This is a genomic window from Streptomyces sp. NPDC048521 (assembly GCF_043199855.1).
GTDB lineage: Bacteria > Actinomycetota > Actinomycetes > Streptomycetales > Streptomycetaceae > Streptomyces.
On the sequence record NZ_JBICWR010000009.1, the window covers coordinates 110,983 to 126,492 of the forward strand.

Here is a 15,510-nt window from a genome sequence, read left to right on the forward strand (position 1 = left end):
GGTAGTGGTCCGAAACATCCGGAGATACGGTGTTTGTCGTGATTCTCCGGGTCCGACCCCGGAACCGGAGGTACTCCACCTGTTCCCCCCAGGAGGCGCCCATGTCCTCGAAGCGACGTCGCAAGAAGAAGTCCCGCCGCAACCACGCCGCGAATCACGGCCGCCGTCCCCAGTCCTGAGCGTCGCCGCGCCAAGACGGGCCAGGCTGCGGGAACTTCTGCCGCACGGTGCGGCTGCACCCGGGCCACCGCGTCGAACAGCCCGCCCGCGAGCCGGTGTTCCCCACGTCCTCCGGGACGCGCGGAGCACGGACGCGGTACCCGCGAAAGCGCCGGTCGTCCGTTTGGAGGGCCGGCCGCTTCACCGGCAGACTCCTACCCGTGAGATCGATGACGCCACCCGGCCAGGCACTCTCCGCGTCCACCGACGGTCCGGCTCCGGGACTGCCGTGCGCGCAGGCCGCGTCATGACGTCCGCGGTCGTCGTCGGGGGCGGTCCCAACGGCCTCGCCGCCGCGGCCCTCCTCGCCACGGCAGGGCTCGAGGTCACGCTGCTGGAGGCGGCGGACGAGACCGGCGGCGGCACCCGGAGCTACGAGGCCATCCGGCCGGGCCTGCTGCACGACCACTGCTCGGCCATCCATCCCATGGCCGTCACCTCTCCCGCCCTGCGGGCACTGGACCTCGAACGCCACGGGCTGCGCTGGCGGTCGGCGGACATCGACTGCGTCCACCCGCTCGACGACGGCAGCGCCGGGGTCCTGCTGCGTTCCGTCGAGGAGACCGCCCGCATGCTCGGCGCCGACGGCGACCGCTACCGGGCACTCGTCGCATCCTCGGCACACCACTGGGACGCCCTCGCCCAGGACGTGCTGCGCCCTCTCCTGCGCATCCCGTCGCACCCGCTGCTCCTCGCCCGCTTCGGCCTGCCGACCCCCCTGCCCGCCACCGTCCTCGCCCGCCTCTTCACCACTCCCCAGGCGCAGGCGCTGTGGGCCGGGGTCGCCGCGCACGCGTTCCGCCCCCTGAACCGCCCGCTCACCTCGGCGATCGGACTGGGCATCCTCGCCGCCGGCCACGCCGCCGGATGGGCCGTCGCCGAAGGGGGGTCACAGGCCATCGCCCGCAGCATGGAGAGGGTGCTGCGCCGGCACGGCGGCACGATCCACACCGGCGTCCGCATCACCGACCACCGGCAGATCCCGCCCGCCGACGTGACCCTCCTCGACCTCGACCCCGGCCAGGTCGCCACCGTCTACGGCGACCGGCTGCCGCGCCGGGTGCGCGCCGCCTATCGGCGCTTCCGCCGCGCCTCCGCGGCCTTCAAGATCGATCTGGCCGTCGAGGGCGGCATCCCCTGGCGGAACGAGCACGCCCGCCGCGCCGGCACCGTGCACCTGGGCGGCCCGCTCGCCGAGGTGGCGCGGGCCGAGCAGGACGTGGCGGCCGGCCGTATGCCCGAGCGTCCCTTCGTCCTGGTCGGCCAGCAGTACCTCGCCGACCCGTCCCGGTCGGTCGGCGACGTGCATCCGGTCTGGGCCTACGCCCATGTCCCGTACGGCTACGACCAGGACGCCACGGAGGCGGTCCTGCGGCAGCTCGAACGCTTCGCCCCCGGCGTCCGGGACCGCATCCTCGGCACGCGGGTCACCCGCCCCGCCGACATCGCCGCTGCCAACCCCAACTTCGCGGGCGGCGACATCATGACCGGAGCCAAGACCGTCCCCCAGCTCGTCCTCGGAGCCCGCCCCACCCTCAAGCCGTACTCCACCGGCCTGCCCGGAGTGTTCCTCTGCTCCGCCGCCACCCCACCCGGACCCGGCGCCCACGGCATGTGCGGCGCCGGAGCGGCGGCAGCCGCCCTGCGTCACCTGGGGGCCCGCGTCCCCTGACGGCCCGGTACCGTCAGGGATAGAGCTTCCGCTGCTCCGCGAGCATGGCGACGAACTTCTCGATGCGGGCCGCCCGTGTCTCCGGCTTCTTGGCGTCCCCGACCCGGTAGAGGATCGCGTACCGGTTGCGGCCGTCCAGGGTGGCGAAGAACTCGCGGGCCGCCGGTGCCGCGTCCAGGGCCGCCTGGAGGTCGTCGGGTACCGTGGCCTCGCTCTGCGCCGCGTACGCCGCCTCCCAGCGGCCGTCCGCCTTGGCGTTCTCCACCTCCCGCAGACCGGCGGGACGCATCCGCCCCTGCGCGATCAGAGCGATGGCCTTCTCCCGGTTCACCTTCGACCACTTGCTGCCCCGCCGCCGCGGGGTGAAGCGCTGCAGCCAGTGCCGCTCGTCCAGCTGCTTCTTCTGCCCGTCGATCCAGCCGTAGCAGAGCGCCGACTCCAGCGCCGTCGCGTAGTCGACGCCGTGGAGTCCGGAGGCACGCTTGGGAATCTTGAACCAGATGCCCGGGACCGCCTCGTGGTTCTCCTCCAGCCACTCCTCCCACGCGTCCCGCGTGGCGAAGGACAGGACCGGTTCCGCCGCCTTCTGCGCTCCCTCAGACATGGCGTTCATGAAAGTCCACACCCGTGACCGGGTCAACAACCACTGCGGTGGCTTGAGGCGGAGCGGCCGGGTTACTCGGTGCGGTATGGCGAAGCTGCACCTTCCACGGCGTAAAGAGCATCAAGGCGGCGACGAGGGTCCAGCGCCGCGTGTGCCGACACCGGACGAGGCCGGGCCCGATCAGGAGGTCGAGCGGGCCGCGCCGGACACCCCCACGAAGCTGCCCGGGCGGGCCTGGGGCGCGGTGCTCAAGGGCTCGCTGCGCGAGTTCCGGGACGACGAGCTGACCGACCGGGCCGCCGCGCTGACCTACTACGGCGTCCTGTCCCTGTTCCCGGCGCTGCTGGTGCTGGTGTCCATCCTGGCCATGGCCGGCAGGTCCACCACCGACAAGGTACTGGCCAACCTGCGGAACCTGGCACCCGGCTCCGCGCGGGACATCATCACCCGGGCCGTGCAGCAGCTGCAGAACGGCGCCGGTATCGGATCGGTCATGGCTCTGGTCGGCATCGTGCTGGCGGTGTGGTCGGCGTCCGGGTACGTGGCGGCCTTCATCCGCGCGGCCAACGCCGTCTACGACATGCCGGAGGGCCGCCCCGTGTGGAAGATCCTCCCCGTGCGCGTCGGCGTCACGGTGGTGCTGATGGTGCTTGCCGTGGCCAGCGCGCTCATCGTGGTGTTCACCGGCGGCCTCGCCCGCCGTGCCGGACAGACCCTGGGGATCGGCGACACCGCGCTGACCGTGTGGTCGATCGCGAAGTGGCCGGTCCTGGTCCTCCTGGTCACGGTGATGATCGCGATCCTGTACTGGGCCACGCCGAACGCCAAGGTCAAGGGCTTCAAGTGGATCACCCCGGGCAGCCTCCTCGCCCTGCTGGTCTGGATGATCGCCTCCGCGGGCTTCGCGTTCTACGTCGCGAACTTCGCCTCCTACAACAAGACCTACGGCACCATGGCCGGCGTCATCGTCTTCCTGGTCTGGCTGTGGATCAGCAACCTGGCGATCCTGCTGGGCCTGGAGTTCGACGCGGAGACCGTGCGACAGCGGGCCATCGCCGGCGGGCATCCGCCACGGGCCGAGCCCTACACCCAGCCGCGCGACACCAGGAAGTGGGACGAAGAGGACGTACGCCGGCTGGACGAGACGTGACGTCCCCGCCCACCCGAGGAACGAACATGCGCGGGACGCGCCGGGCCGAGGCTCCGGCGGGCCCCGCGCCGCGGTCACGCCCCGCGCCCGGTTATGCCCCGTGCCCCGCGTGCCCGGTGACGTGCCGCGCCCGGTGACGTCCCGCGTCCGGTCACGCGCCGTACCCGCCGTCCACCGAGAACTCCGCGCCCGTCACGTATCCCGCCTCCGGTCCCGCGAGATGGGCCACCGTGGCGGCCACCTCTTCGGCCGTGCCGAAGCGGCCCAGCGCGGTCATGGCCGCCTGCCCGTGCGCGTGGGGGCCGTCCGCGGGGTTCATGTCGGTGTCGATCGGGCCGGGGTGCACGACGTTCGCCGTGATCCCGCGCCCGCCCAGTTCCCGGGCCAGGGCCCTTGTCAGCCCGGTGACGGCCGACTTGCTCATCGCGTACAAGGTGGCGCCGGGACCCGGTGTGCGCCGGGTGACGCAGCTGCCGACGGTGATGATCCGCCCGCCGGGCGCCATGAGCGCGGCGGCGGCCTGGGACGCCAGGAACACTCCGCGGACGTTCACGGCGAGGAGGTGGTCGACGTCGGCGAGGGACATGTCCTCCAGCGGCCCCATCAGCCCGGCGGCCGCGTTGTTCACCAGTACGTCCAGCCCTCCGATCGCCTCCGCCGCACGCCCCACCGCGCCCGCCGCCTCCCCGGCGTCCGCGGAGTCCGCGCGGAGGGCGACAGCCCGCCGTCCCAACGCCTCCACGGCCCGTACGACCTCCTCCGCCGCGTCCTTGCCGCGCACATAGGTCACGGCCACGTCCGCGCCCTCCCGCGCCAGCCGCAACGCCGTCGCCGCACCGATACCCCGGCTGCCGCCGGTGACCAGGGCCTTCTTCCCGTTCAGGATCTCTTGTGAGTGCATGTGCTCATTCCAGCGGGCGGCCGCGGGCAACGCTGGCGGCGAACGGACGCCGACCTGGACCGCCCGGGAAGCGGAACCCCTGAGACACCGGTCGTGCCATGGGCGGACGACGGTGCCGGGGCGCTCCGGGCAGGCTGGCGGCATGACGCATGCACCGGTTCCCGAGCCGCTCCCGTACCACCGCCTGGCCCGCCTCTCGACGCGCTACCGCTGGTGGCGCCCGCTGGTCGGGACCCTGGTCGTGGTCGTGCTCTACGTGATCGGCGTGCTGGTCCTCGATGTCGTGACCTCAGCCGTGGGCACCAGCCGGGGATACCCCGAGGACGCCGACGGAGCAGTGGAGTTCGGGCCCGTGCCGGGCACCGCCGTGGACCTGCTGATGCTCGCCGCGGCCATACCGGTCGTGCTGCTCGCCGTGCGCTGGATCGGGCGCCGCCCGGCGGGCACGATCTCCTCCGTCGCCGGGAGGGTGAGGTGGCGCTGGCTGGTCCGGTGCGTGCTCATGGCCGTGCCGATCGTCGTGCTGACGACGGGCGCGATGCTCCTGCTGCCGGCGGACGGCGAACCGGAGCCCCACTGGGCGGGCTGGTCGGTCTTCGGCCCGGCCCTGGCCATGCTGGTCGTCCTGGTTCCGTTGCAGGCCGCCGCCGAGGAGTACGTCTTCCGGGGCTGGCTGACCCAGACCGTGGGCGCCTTCCTGCGCTCGCCGTGGGTGGCGTTCCCGCCCCAGGCCGTCCTGTTCGCCGCCGCCCACGGCTGGGGCACGCCGTGGGGCTTCGCCGACCTGGTGGTGTTCGGGGCGGCGGCGGGCTGGCTGACCTGGCGGACCGGCGGCCGGGAGGCGTCCATCGGGCTGCACACGGTCAACAACCTGCTGGCCTTCGGCCTCGCGGCCGCCGTCGTCGGCGGGCTGGACAGCGACGAGACGGCGGCGGACGCGGCCTGGGACGTCGTCGCGCTCGACGTCGTCGGCATCGTCCTGTACACGGCGGCCGTGGCGTGGTGGCTGCGCCGCCGCCCACTGGACCGCACGGCCCCGGCTCCGCTGCCGCCCGTACCGCAGCCCGCCTACGCCGTCCCGTACGGCCCCTACCCGGGCACACCGGTGCCGCAGTCCTGGGCGGGGCGGCAGGTGCCGGGTGTGCCCGTGCCGCCGCCTTGGGCGGAGCGGCCGGCACCGGGTCCGTACGGCCCTCCCGGGCATCCGGGCGCAGGGGGAGAGGCCGACCACAGCTGAACAACCGCCGATCGGCGCCCGGCTGTCCTGGAGGAGGACGACGACGCCCGCGGTGTCCCGATGCCCGGACAGGCCCGCCTCGCCCGGGAAGCGTCTCCAGGGAGGCGACGTCGAGCGGGCCACCGCGTCGTGCCGGCGCTCCGCCCGTTCGGTGGCGGCGAGCGGCACCGTGGACAGAGCGTGGGACACGGACTTCCTCGAGAAGTCGCGCACGGAGCCCGGCTCGCCCTCCCGCACCGGCGGAAGGGCGAGCCGGGCTCCGTACGGGTCGTCAGACGGTCGCGCGGACGGCGTCCCGGATCAGGTCGGCGACCTCCTTGGGCCGGGACACGGCGACCGCGTGGGACGCGCCCTCCAGCTCCACGACGGTCGCCCCGGCCCGCTTCGCACCGAAGCGCTCGACCTCCGGGTTGATGGCCTGGTCCGCGCCGGCCACCAGCGCCCAGGACGGCTTCGTCCGCCACGCGGCGGCGGAGGCGGTCTCCTCGAAGGCCGCGGCGGCGAGCGGCCGCTGCGTCACCGCGAGCACCTTGGTGACCTCGGGGGCCACGTCGGCGGCGAAGACCGACGGGAAGGCGTCCGCGGCGATGGTGACCTCGACGGCGTCCTGCCCGCCGGCGACGGGGTACGTCCACTGCTTCAGGTTGCTGACGAGCGGCGAGAGGGGGAAGCGGCCCTGCAGCTCACCGAGGCTCTCGCCCTCCTCCAGGGCGTAGGCGGCCACGTAGACGAGCCCGACGACGTTCTCCGTGGTGCCGGCGACCGTGATGAGCGCACCGCCGTAGGAGTGGCCGACCAGGATGACGGGGCCGTCGATCTGGGCGGCCACGGAGGCGACGTAGGCGGCGTCGGAGGTGAGGCCGCGCAGCGGGTTGGGCGGCGCGACGACGGGGATGCCGTCGCGCTGCAACTCCTCGATGACCCCGGACCAGCCGGCGGCGTCGGCGAACGCGCCGTGGACGAGGACGACGGTGGGAGTGGAGGTGCTCATAGGGGTGCTGTTTCCTGGGCTCAGGCCGTGTGCAGGGCGGTGTGCAGGGTTCGGACGGCCAGATCGATGGCCGCCCCGGCCGCGTGGGTGCCACGCAGGGCGTTGAGCATCACGAAGTCGTGGATGATGCCCTGGAAACGGACCGCGGTGACGGGGACACCGGCCTCGCGCAGCTTGTTGGCGTACGCCTCGCCCTCGTCGCGCAGCACGTCGGCCTCACCGGTGATGACCAGCGCCGGGGGCAGACCCGTGAGCTGCTCGGTGGTGGCGCGCAGCGGCGACGCGGTGATCTGGGCGCGTTCGGCCTCGTCGGTCGTGTACTGGTCCCAGAACCACTGCATGCCGTCGCGGCGCAGGAAGTAGCCGGTGGCGAACTGGTGGTAGGACGGCGTGTCGAAGTTCGCGTCCGTGACCGGGTAGAACAGCACCTGCTGGACCAGGGCAGGACCGCCGCGCTCCTTGGCCATCAGGGTGAGGGCGGCGGTCATGTTGCCGCCGACGGAGTCACCGGCCACGGCCAGCCGCGCGCCGTCGAGGCCCTTGGCCGCACCCTGCTCCACGACCCACTGGGCGACGGCGTAGTTCTGCTCGATGGCGACCGGGTAGCGGGCCTCGGGGGAGAGGTCGTACTCGGGGAAGACGACCGCGGCCTCCGCGCCGACGGCGAGTTCGCGCACGAGGCGGTCGTGGGTGTGGGCGTTGCCGAAGACCCAGCCGGCGCCGTGGATGTAGAGGATGACGGGGAGGGTGCCGGTGGCGCCCGCCGGCTTGACGATCCGCGCCCGGACGCTGCCCGTGGGGCCGCCCGAGACGGTGATCCACTCCTCGTCGACGGCCGGCTTCTCGATGTCGCCGGACTGCACCTCGTCGACCGCCTTACGGCCCTCCGCCGGCGGCAGGTCGAACAGATAGGGCGGATTGGCGGTCGCCTGCGCGAACTCGGCTGCGGCGGATTCCAGTACCGGACTCACCGGCGCTACGACATCGGACATCGATTCTCCTTGTATTCCCTGGGCTGCCGGAAGATCCGGCACACGAGCCGGACTTGTCACTGACTGGTCCGGCGCCGCTGAACGCCACCGTAAACCGGCCGAGCGCAGGGCAATTGCCCGTGAGCGTACAGCCGGTGTACCCGCAGTGCACGGATTCTCCGGGCCGTAGACCCGGTGCACTGTGGGAAACGACCCGGTGCGCGGAGAGGAAACACGACGGAAACCGCCGGACCTAACGTGACGGCACAGCGGCCCGCCGTCGGCCCGTGCATTCTCCGTTCGTCCCGAAGGGGTCCTGAAAACGTGTCATCCATGCCGGCCGGTGGACTCGTGCCCCGAGCCACCGACGATCCCGCGGACCTGGTCGTCCGCAACGCCAAGGTCCACACGGGCGACCCGGGCCGCCCGCAGGCCGGGGCGATCGCCGTCCGGGACGGGGTCATCACGGTCGTCGGCGACGACCAGGACATCGCCCCGCACGTCGGCGCGGACACGCGGGTGGTGGACGCCCTCGGCCGACGGGTGGTTCCGGGGCTCAACGACGCCCATCTGCATGTGATCCGCGGCGGCCTGAACTACGTACTCGAGCTGCGCTGGGACGGCGTCCCCACGCTGCGCCAGGGCCTGGCCATGCTGCGCGAGCAGGCCGCACGCACTCCCAAGGGCCAGTGGGTGCGGGTGGTGGGCGGCTGGTCGGCCGAGCAGTTCGCCGAACGGCGGCTGCCCACCGTGGCCGAGCTGAACGCGGCCGCCCCGGACACGCCGGTCTTCGTCCTGCACCTGTACCAGTCGGCCGTGCTCAACCGCGCGGCACTCAAGGCCGCCGGATACGGCAGGGACACACCCGATCCCAAGGGCGGGCAGATCGTGCGCGGCCGGGACGGGGAGCCCACGGGCATGCTGCTGGCCGCGCCCAGCGCCCTGATCCTGTACTCGACCCTGGCGAAAGCGCCGGTACTCCGGGGCGAGGACCAGAGAATTTCCACCCGGCATTTCCTGCGCGAACTGAACAGGTTCGGACTGACCTCCGCCATCGACGCGGCAGGCGGATTCCAGAACTTTCCCGAGAACTACGGCACCGTGAGGGAACTGGCCAAATCCGGCCAGCTGTCACTGCGGATCGCCTATCACCTCTTCCCGCAGACCGCCGGGCAGGAACTGGCCGACCTCGCCCGCTGGATCGACATCGCCCGTCCCGAGGACGGCGACGCCTGGCTACGGCTCAACGGCGCGGGCGAGAATCTCACCTGGGCGGCCGCCGATTTCGAGAACTTCGGCCAGCCGCGCCCCGAACTCGCACCCGGCTACGAGACCGAGTTCGAGAAAGCGGTACGCCTGCTGATGGAGAACGGCTGGGGTTTCCGGCTGCACGCCACGTACGACGAGACCATCCACCGGGATCTCGCCGTCTTCGAGAAACTGGCCGCGGACGGGCTCTTCCCGGCCGGCAACCGGTGGCTGTTCGACCACGCGGAGACCGTGTCCCCGGCGAGCCTGGACCGGATCGCCGCGCTCGGCGGCGCGATGTCCGTGCAGAACCGGCTCTCCTTCCAGGGCGAGGCGTTCCTGCGCCGCTACGGCCCCGGAGCCGCCGCCGACGCCCCGCCGATCCGCGCGATGCTGGAACGCGGCCTGACGGTGGGCGCCGGCACGGACGCCACCCGGGTCTCCACCTACAACCCCTGGGTCGCCCTGCACTGGCTGGTCAGCGGCCGTACCGTCGGTGACCTTCCGCTGCGCCCGCCGGCGAACCGGGTCGACCGGACGACCGCGTTGGAGATGTTCACCCGCGCCGGCGCCGTCCTCACCGGCGAGGACGAGGTCAAGGGCGTGCTGCGCCCGGGCGCTTACGCGGACCTCGCGGTGCTGTCCGACGACTACTTCACCGTGCCCGAGCCGGACATCGCGCACATCGAGTCCCTGCTCACCGTCACCGGCGGCCGGATCGTGTACGGCGCCGCCGAGTACGAGGGCCTCGACGAGGAACTCCCGCCCGTCAGCCCCGGCTGGAGCCCGGTCGCGCACTACGGCGGCTACCAGGCGTCCCGGCCCGGTGCCGCACGCTCCGCGGGCGTCCGCCAGGCCGAACTGATCGGTGAGGCCGTCGCCGAGTCGGAGCGGCACCGGGCCTGGCGCGTCCGGCGCGGCCTGATCGAGGACGCCGCGGACACACCCTTCGACCCCTGCTTCGTCCTCTGAGACCCCTGCCCCAGCACCCTCGGCGACCCTCCGCCCCACCCCTGCTTCCTCAGTGCCGCCCCGCGGACCACTCACTCACCCGAAAGGCCCTGCCATGGTCGACGTCAACGAGGTCACCTCCGCTCCCAGCCCCGACCTGCTCACCCCGGCCAACTGCGCCGTGCTGTTCGTGGACCACCAGCCGCAGATGTTCTTCGGCACCGGCAGCGGCGACCGCACCGCGATCATCAACTCCACCCTGGGGCTGGCCAAGGCCGCCAAGGTGTTCGACGTGCCGGTCGTGCTGAGCACCGTGGCCGCCGAGTCCTTCTCCGGGCCGATCATGCCGCAGCTCGCCGGCGTCTTCCCCGAGCAGAAGATCATCGACCGCACCACCATGAACGCCTGGGAGGACCCCGCGTTCGTCGAGGCGGTCAAGGCCACCGGCCGGCAGAAGCTCGTGATAGCCGGTCTGTGGACCGAGGTGTGCGTCGTCCTGCCCACGCTCTCCGCCCTCTCCCAGGGCTACGAGGTGTACGTCGTCACCGACGCCTCCGGCGGTGTCAGCCCGCAGGCCCACGAACACGCGGTCCAGCGCATGATCCAGGCCGGCGCGGTCCCGGTCACCTGGGTGCAGGTGCTGCTGGAGCTGCAGCGCGACTGGGCCCGCTCGGAGACCTACGTTCCGGTGACGGACGTGGTGAAGGAGCACGGCGGCACCTACGGCCTCGGCCTCGTCTACGCGCAGGCCTTCATCGGCGAGCACGCGGCCGGCTGAGCCCGCTGACCTCGGCACACCCCGTCAGGAACAGGCAGGAGAAGATGAACACGGGACTGCTGGTCCTCCGGCTGGTGGTGGGACTGCTCATCGCCGGGCACGGAGTGCAGAAGGTGAGCTTCCACCTAGGAGGCCATGGCTTGGCGGGCGGCACCGAGGAGTTCCGCCACGACGGGTTCCGCGGCGGCCGGCTCACCGCCGTCGTCGCGGGAGCCAGTCAGATCGGCGCCGGCCTGTTCCTGACCGCCGGGCTGCTCACGCCCCTCGCGGCGACGGCCGCCATGGGCGTGATGACGGTCGCGGGCACCGTCAAACGCTCCCACGGGCTGTGGGTGCAGAACGACGGCTACGAGTACCCGCTCGTCCTCGTCGTCTGCGCGGCACTGGCCCTCACCGGGCCCGGCCGGTGGTCCCTCGACGGGGCGCTGGGCATCACCGGCCGGCCGGTGTGGATCGGCCTGGCGGCGATCGTGATCGGCCCGACGAGCGGCCTGCTCGCCCGGGCGCTGCTGCACCGTGTGTCCACCCCGGCCGAAGGGACGCCGTATGCGCCGGCTACTGACTGACGCGGCCCGTACGCTCGTACCGCCCGCGGGGGACCGGCACGGTCCGCTGCCCCCGCTGATGCTGGCCCTGACGGTGGTCACCGGCCTGGTCGACGCGGTCAGTTATCTCGCGCTCGGGCACGTCTTCGTCGCCAACATGACCGGCAACGTCGTCTTCCTCGGGTTCGCGCTGGCGGGCGCCGCCAACCTGTCCGCGCTCGCCTCCGTCGTGTCGCTGGCGGCGTTCCTCGCCGGGGCGCTCGCCGGAGGCCGGCTCGGCACACGGTTCGCGGCGCACCGCGGGCACCTGCTCCGGACGGCCACCGGCGTCCAGGCGGTCCTGGTCGCCGTCACGGTGGCCGTGGCCGCCTGGACCGGGGGCCGCGTCACCACCGGCGTCCAGTACACGCTGATCGTGTTCCTGGGCCTCGGCATGGGGCTGCAGAACGCCGTCGCCCGCCGCCTCGGCGTGCCCGACCTGACCACGACCGTGCTGACCCTGACGCTGACCGGGCTGGCCGCGGACTCCTCCGCGGCGGGCGGCGAGACACCTCGTCCCGGACGGCGGATCCTGTCCGTCCTCGCCATGTTCACCGGCGCCCTCGCCGGAGCCCTGCTGATCCTGCACGGCCACGTGGTCCTCACGCTGGGCCTGGCCCTGCTGTGCCTCGCGCTCACCTCGGTGACCACCCACCGCCTCTCGGCCGGCGCCGCGGACTGGGCGCGTCCGCACCCCTGAGGACGGCGCGGATGCGGGCACCGCGCCCGTCCCGCCGCACCCCGGTCCGTCGTCAGCCGACCCGGTCGGCGATGAGCTGCGCGCACACCAGGGACTCGGTGTGCGTCGTGTCCACCTCCAGGTCGTAGACGACTCCCCGGTGCACCAGGTCCGCCTGTGCCGCGGCCATGCCCTGGGGCCGGTCCCCTCGCGCGATCTCACGCCCGGCGGCGACCGCGCCGTCACACCTGACGCCGACCCACAGGACGGCCAGTGGGCCCACGGCCTTCCGCCACCGCTCCTGGGAGGCCGCCCCACCGAGGAAGACGTCGTCGACGATGACCCGAGCGCCCGCCCGGACCATGGCCGCGATGCCCTCGGCCCAGGCGGCCTCCAGGGCGCGGAAGTCCGCTCCGACGCTCACCGCGCCGTCGTCCGCGAACGTGATGCCCTCGTCCGCCGTCCGCATCCTCACCGGCAGCGCGTCGACGAGCGAGTCGATCCCGAACGCCAGCCAGGCACCGGGCAGTACGGCCTGCAGGCACCGCACCAGCCCGGACTTCCCGGAGCTGGAACCACCGTTGAGAATGATCATCTGAGGCGTCACGCCGCCACAGTAGGCCGACTCCCCGACGGCGGGAAACGTGTTTCGGCGGGCACCGCACTGGTGCCCGGGCGCTGTGGGGCCACAACCGGTGCGCTCCCGGTCAACTTCCCGCGTGCGCGCCCGCCTACGGTCAGCATCGGCGGACGCACCCGCCTCCCGCCCCCGCACCCCCCTGGACCGGTATGAGCGCCGCCTCCTCACCATCGCCGACCACCCCGTCGGAGTCCCCCTGGGCGCCCCTCGCGGCCCGCGTGTTCCGGGCGCTGTGGATCGCCCAGTTGGTGTCCAACGTCGGCAGCTGGATGCAGACGGTGGGCGCACAGTGGCTGCTGATCGGAAGCGACGCGGCCCTGCTGACGCTCGTGCAGACCGCGTCCAGCCTGCCCGTCGTCCTGCTGGCCCTGCCCGCCGGCGTGGTCGCCGACCGCTTCGACCGCCGCTCGGTGCTGCTCGCCGCGCAGGGCGCGATGCTCACGGTCTCCACCGTGCTGACCGTGCTGGCGTTCACCGGCGCGCTGACGCCGACGCTCCTGCTCGCCCTGACCTTCCTGCTGGGCTGCGGTACCGCCCTGATGGGCCCGGCCTGGCAGGCGATCCAGCCGGAGCTGGTGGAACGGCGGCGGCTCGGGCAGGCGGCCGCACTGGGCGCGGTGAACATGAACCTGGCCCGGGCCGTCGGACCGGCGATCGGCGGGGCTGTGGTCGCGGTGGCGGGCGTGGGCTGGGTGTTCGCCTTCAACGCGGTCTCGTACCTCGGCATCGCCGCCGTCCTGCTGCTGTGGAGGCCCGCGCCCTCCTCGAGGCCCGCCGGCGTCGGCGACGAACCCTTGCTGGCCGCGCTGTACGCAGGCCGCCGCTATGTGTGGAACGCGCCCGGCGTACGCCGCGTGCTGCTGCGCACGCTGCTGTTCGTCCCCGGCGGCGCCGCCCTGTGGTCGCTGCTGCCGCTGAGCGCGTACCGCTTCCTCGGCCTCGGCTCGGGCGGGTACGGGCTGCTGCTGGCGGCGGTGGGAGCGGGAGCCGTGGCCGGGGCGTTCGTGCTGCCCCGCGCCCGCCGCGCGCTCGGTGCCGGCGGCACGCTCACCGCCGGTGCGCTGGTCTTCGCCGGCGTCCTGGCGGTGCTGGCCACGGTCCGGGTGCCGTGGCTGGTGGTGCTGGTGCTGCTGCCCGCCGGGGTCGCCTGGATCGGCGTGCTGTCCACCCTCAACGCGGCCGTGCAGACGCGGCTGCCGGGCTGGGTCAGGGCCCGTGGTCTCGCCGTCTACCTGCTGGTCTTCCAGGGCGGACAGGCCCTGGCCGCACCGCTGTGGGGCGTGGTGGCCGACTGGCTCGGGCTCACCGCCGCCCTGCTGATCGCCGGGGCCTCGCTGCTGGTCGGCGTGGCCCTCGGCCACCGCCGGCCGCTGCACGGCACCGAGGGCCTCGACCCTTCACCGTCCGACCACTGGCCCACCCCTCCGCTGCTGTTCGAGCCCGGTGCGGCGGACGGTCCGGTGCTGGTCTCCGTCGTCTACCGGGTCGGACCGCGGGACCGCGCCGAGTTCACCGCCCGCATGACCCGGGTCGCCCGCTCCCGGCGTCGTACGGGGGCGCTCACCTGGGGGCTGTACCAGGACGGCGGCGACCCGGAACGCTTCGTCGAGAACTACCTGGTCGCCTCCTGGTCGGACCACCTCGCCCAGCACCACGCCCGCCTGACCGGCACCGACCGCCGGGACGAGGAGCGGGCCAGGGAACTGCTCGTCCCGGGCACACGGCCCGAGGTGACCCACGCCTTCGACTCCACCGCCGGCCCGCTCGTACCGGACTCCGTCGACCGGGCGGCGGCACCCTGAGCCCGCCCGTGCGTCACCCCGCCCCGGCCCTCACGGGACACACCCGGTACATCAAGGGTCATAGGGCGCACGGCGTGCGCGCGTGAGCCCTGGACGCGCCCCCGCCGGTGCGAGAAGACTGCGACTGTCGGCGCGACGGTGGCCAACGGTTCGTCCGCCCGTCCCCAACTCCTCAGGAAGGCAGGTCGGCCGCTGTGCTGTTGCGTCTGCCCACATCCGTGTCCGAAGCGCAGGAGTGTCTGGCCGCTGGCGCTGTGCCGATCGGCGGCGCGACCCTCGTCTGGGCCACCTGGCAACGCGACGGCTTCCCCGAACTGGCCGTGTCGCTGCGTGAGTTGCCGCCAGCCAACGTCATCGGGCGGGAGGCCGTGGGCGCCGCCGTGGTCCTGCACCGGATCGACGACCGGGTGCCCGACGTCCTGCGCCTGGCGGCCGCCACGGTGGGCACCGGCGCCGTACGGCGGACGGCGACGGTCGGTGGCAACCTCGTCGGCAGCACACTGCGCTGTCTGCTGCCCGCGGCGCTGGTCCTGGACGCCCGGGCGACGGTGCTGGACGCCGACGGCGTGCACGAGACGGACCTGGCCGAAGTGGTGGCCAAGCGCCCCGCGCTGCTCAGCCTCCAGTGGCGTGCGCCGATCGCCTCCGCGTACCGCAAGCTGCCGGCCGAGGCGGGCGGGGCGCCGCCGCTCGTCGTCGCCTCGGCGCTGCATGCCGGTGACGGCGCGGGCAGCCGCCTCCTGGTCGCCGTCCGCGACGGCTACGACGTGGTCAGCGGCGCCACCACTGGTGACACCGGCACCGAACAGGCCCTTCACGCGTTGCGCGGGACGGCGCTCGGTGACCTGCCGGACGCCGCGTGGGAGGTCGTCGCCCCTCAGGTCACCGGCCTTCTGGAAGGGCGCGGCAACCAGGACAGCCCCCGGCTGCCCGGCTAGGACGTCCGGGCCTTGTCGTACAGGGCCTTGCGCGTCTGACTGGTCACGGCGTTGCCGGTGCGGGCGTATCCGTTTCCCGGTCGGGACAGGACGCGGGTCGGGCGGGGACCGCTCGGCGCCCCGGCGGGAACTTCAGCCGCGCACC

Annotated in this window: 14 protein-coding genes; 9 read left to right on the forward strand and 5 right to left on the reverse strand. The window is 73.3% G+C overall.

From position 1 onward, the window contains the following. Window positions 1-466: 466 nt before the first annotated feature. Entirely contained in the window at window positions 467-1,891 is a 1,425-nt protein-coding gene (locus ACGFRF_RS21855; protein ID WP_393742312.1) for a phytoene desaturase family protein, read from the forward strand. Window positions 1,892-1,904: 13 nt separating this feature from the next. On the opposite strand, the gene ACGFRF_RS21860 is transcribed toward ACGFRF_RS21855, so the two are convergent. Continuing rightward, a complete protein-coding gene (locus tag ACGFRF_RS21860) occupies window positions 1,905-2,504 on the reverse strand; it encodes a YdeI family protein (protein ID WP_393742314.1) in 600 nt (199 codons plus the stop codon). A 76-nt stretch (window positions 2,505-2,580) separates the two neighbouring features. On the opposite strand from ACGFRF_RS21860, the gene ACGFRF_RS21865 reads away from it, so the two are divergent. After that, window positions 2,581-3,645, forward strand: a complete 1,065-nt coding sequence (locus tag ACGFRF_RS21865; RefSeq protein ID WP_393742316.1) for a YihY/virulence factor BrkB family protein — start codon at window positions 2,581-2,583, stop codon at window positions 3,643-3,645. 151 nt (window positions 3,646-3,796) lie between these two features. Here the strand turns inward: ACGFRF_RS21865 and ACGFRF_RS21870 are convergent, their stop codons facing one another. Then, on the reverse strand, window positions 3,797-4,546 hold the full coding sequence (locus tag ACGFRF_RS21870) for an SDR family oxidoreductase (protein ID WP_393742318.1): 750 nt from the start codon (window positions 4,544-4,546) through the stop codon (window positions 3,797-3,799). 142 nt (window positions 4,547-4,688) lie between these two features. Between ACGFRF_RS21870 and ACGFRF_RS21875 the strand changes: the two genes are divergently transcribed. Beyond that, window positions 4,689-5,783: a CPBP family intramembrane glutamic endopeptidase gene (locus tag ACGFRF_RS21875; protein ID WP_393742320.1), complete on the forward strand. Its 1,095-nt coding sequence runs from the start codon at window positions 4,689-4,691 to the stop codon at window positions 5,781-5,783. Between the two features lie 271 nt (window positions 5,784-6,054). On the opposite strand, the gene ACGFRF_RS21880 is transcribed toward ACGFRF_RS21875, so the two are convergent. Next, window positions 6,055-6,774, reverse strand: coding sequence for an alpha/beta fold hydrolase (locus tag ACGFRF_RS21880; RefSeq protein WP_393742322.1), 720 nt, complete (start codon window positions 6,772-6,774; stop codon window positions 6,055-6,057). Between the two features lie 20 nt (window positions 6,775-6,794). Beyond that, entirely contained in the window at window positions 6,795-7,766 is a 972-nt protein-coding gene (locus tag ACGFRF_RS21885) for an alpha/beta hydrolase (RefSeq protein ID WP_393742324.1), read from the reverse strand. Between the two features lie 312 nt (window positions 7,767-8,078). Here ACGFRF_RS21885 and ACGFRF_RS21890 point away from each other — a divergent pair, with 312 nt between their 5' ends. From ACGFRF_RS21890 to ACGFRF_RS21905, 4 genes are all read left to right on the forward strand, one after another. After that, on the forward strand, window positions 8,079-9,965 hold the full coding sequence (locus ACGFRF_RS21890) for an amidohydrolase (RefSeq protein ID WP_393742326.1): 1,887 nt from the start codon (window positions 8,079-8,081) through the stop codon (window positions 9,963-9,965). 94 nt (window positions 9,966-10,059) lie between these two features. Beyond that, window positions 10,060-10,722, forward strand: coding sequence for a hydrolase (locus ACGFRF_RS21895; RefSeq protein ID WP_393742328.1), 663 nt, complete (start codon window positions 10,060-10,062; stop codon window positions 10,720-10,722). A 44-nt stretch (window positions 10,723-10,766) separates the two neighbouring features. After that, window positions 10,767-11,288, forward strand: coding sequence for a DoxX family protein (locus tag ACGFRF_RS21900; protein WP_393742330.1), 522 nt, complete (start codon window positions 10,767-10,769; stop codon window positions 11,286-11,288). After that, a complete protein-coding gene (locus ACGFRF_RS21905; RefSeq protein ID WP_393742332.1) occupies window positions 11,269-12,006 on the forward strand; it encodes a YoaK family protein in 738 nt (245 codons plus the stop codon). The genes ACGFRF_RS21900 and ACGFRF_RS21905 overlap by 20 nt, the downstream gene beginning before the upstream one ends. 52 nt (window positions 12,007-12,058) lie before the next feature. Here the strand turns inward: ACGFRF_RS21905 and cpt are convergent, their stop codons facing one another. After that, on the reverse strand, window positions 12,059-12,580 hold the full coding sequence (gene cpt, locus ACGFRF_RS21910; protein ID WP_393742690.1) for a chloramphenicol phosphotransferase CPT: 522 nt from the start codon (window positions 12,578-12,580) through the stop codon (window positions 12,059-12,061). Window positions 12,581-12,774: 194 nt separating this feature from the next. On the opposite strand from cpt, the gene ACGFRF_RS21915 reads away from it, so the two are divergent. Together ACGFRF_RS21915 and ACGFRF_RS21920 are read left to right on the forward strand one after the other, a co-directional pair. Then, the gene (locus ACGFRF_RS21915) at window positions 12,775-14,427 is read left to right on the forward strand and encodes an MFS transporter (protein ID WP_393742334.1); all 1,653 of its coding nucleotides are present in this window, start codon (window positions 12,775-12,777) and stop codon (window positions 14,425-14,427) included. Between the two features lie 194 nt (window positions 14,428-14,621). Further along, window positions 14,622-15,365: an FAD binding domain-containing protein gene (locus ACGFRF_RS21920; RefSeq protein WP_393742335.1), complete on the forward strand. Its 744-nt coding sequence runs from the start codon at window positions 14,622-14,624 to the stop codon at window positions 15,363-15,365. Window positions 15,366-15,510 lie beyond the last annotated feature (145 nt).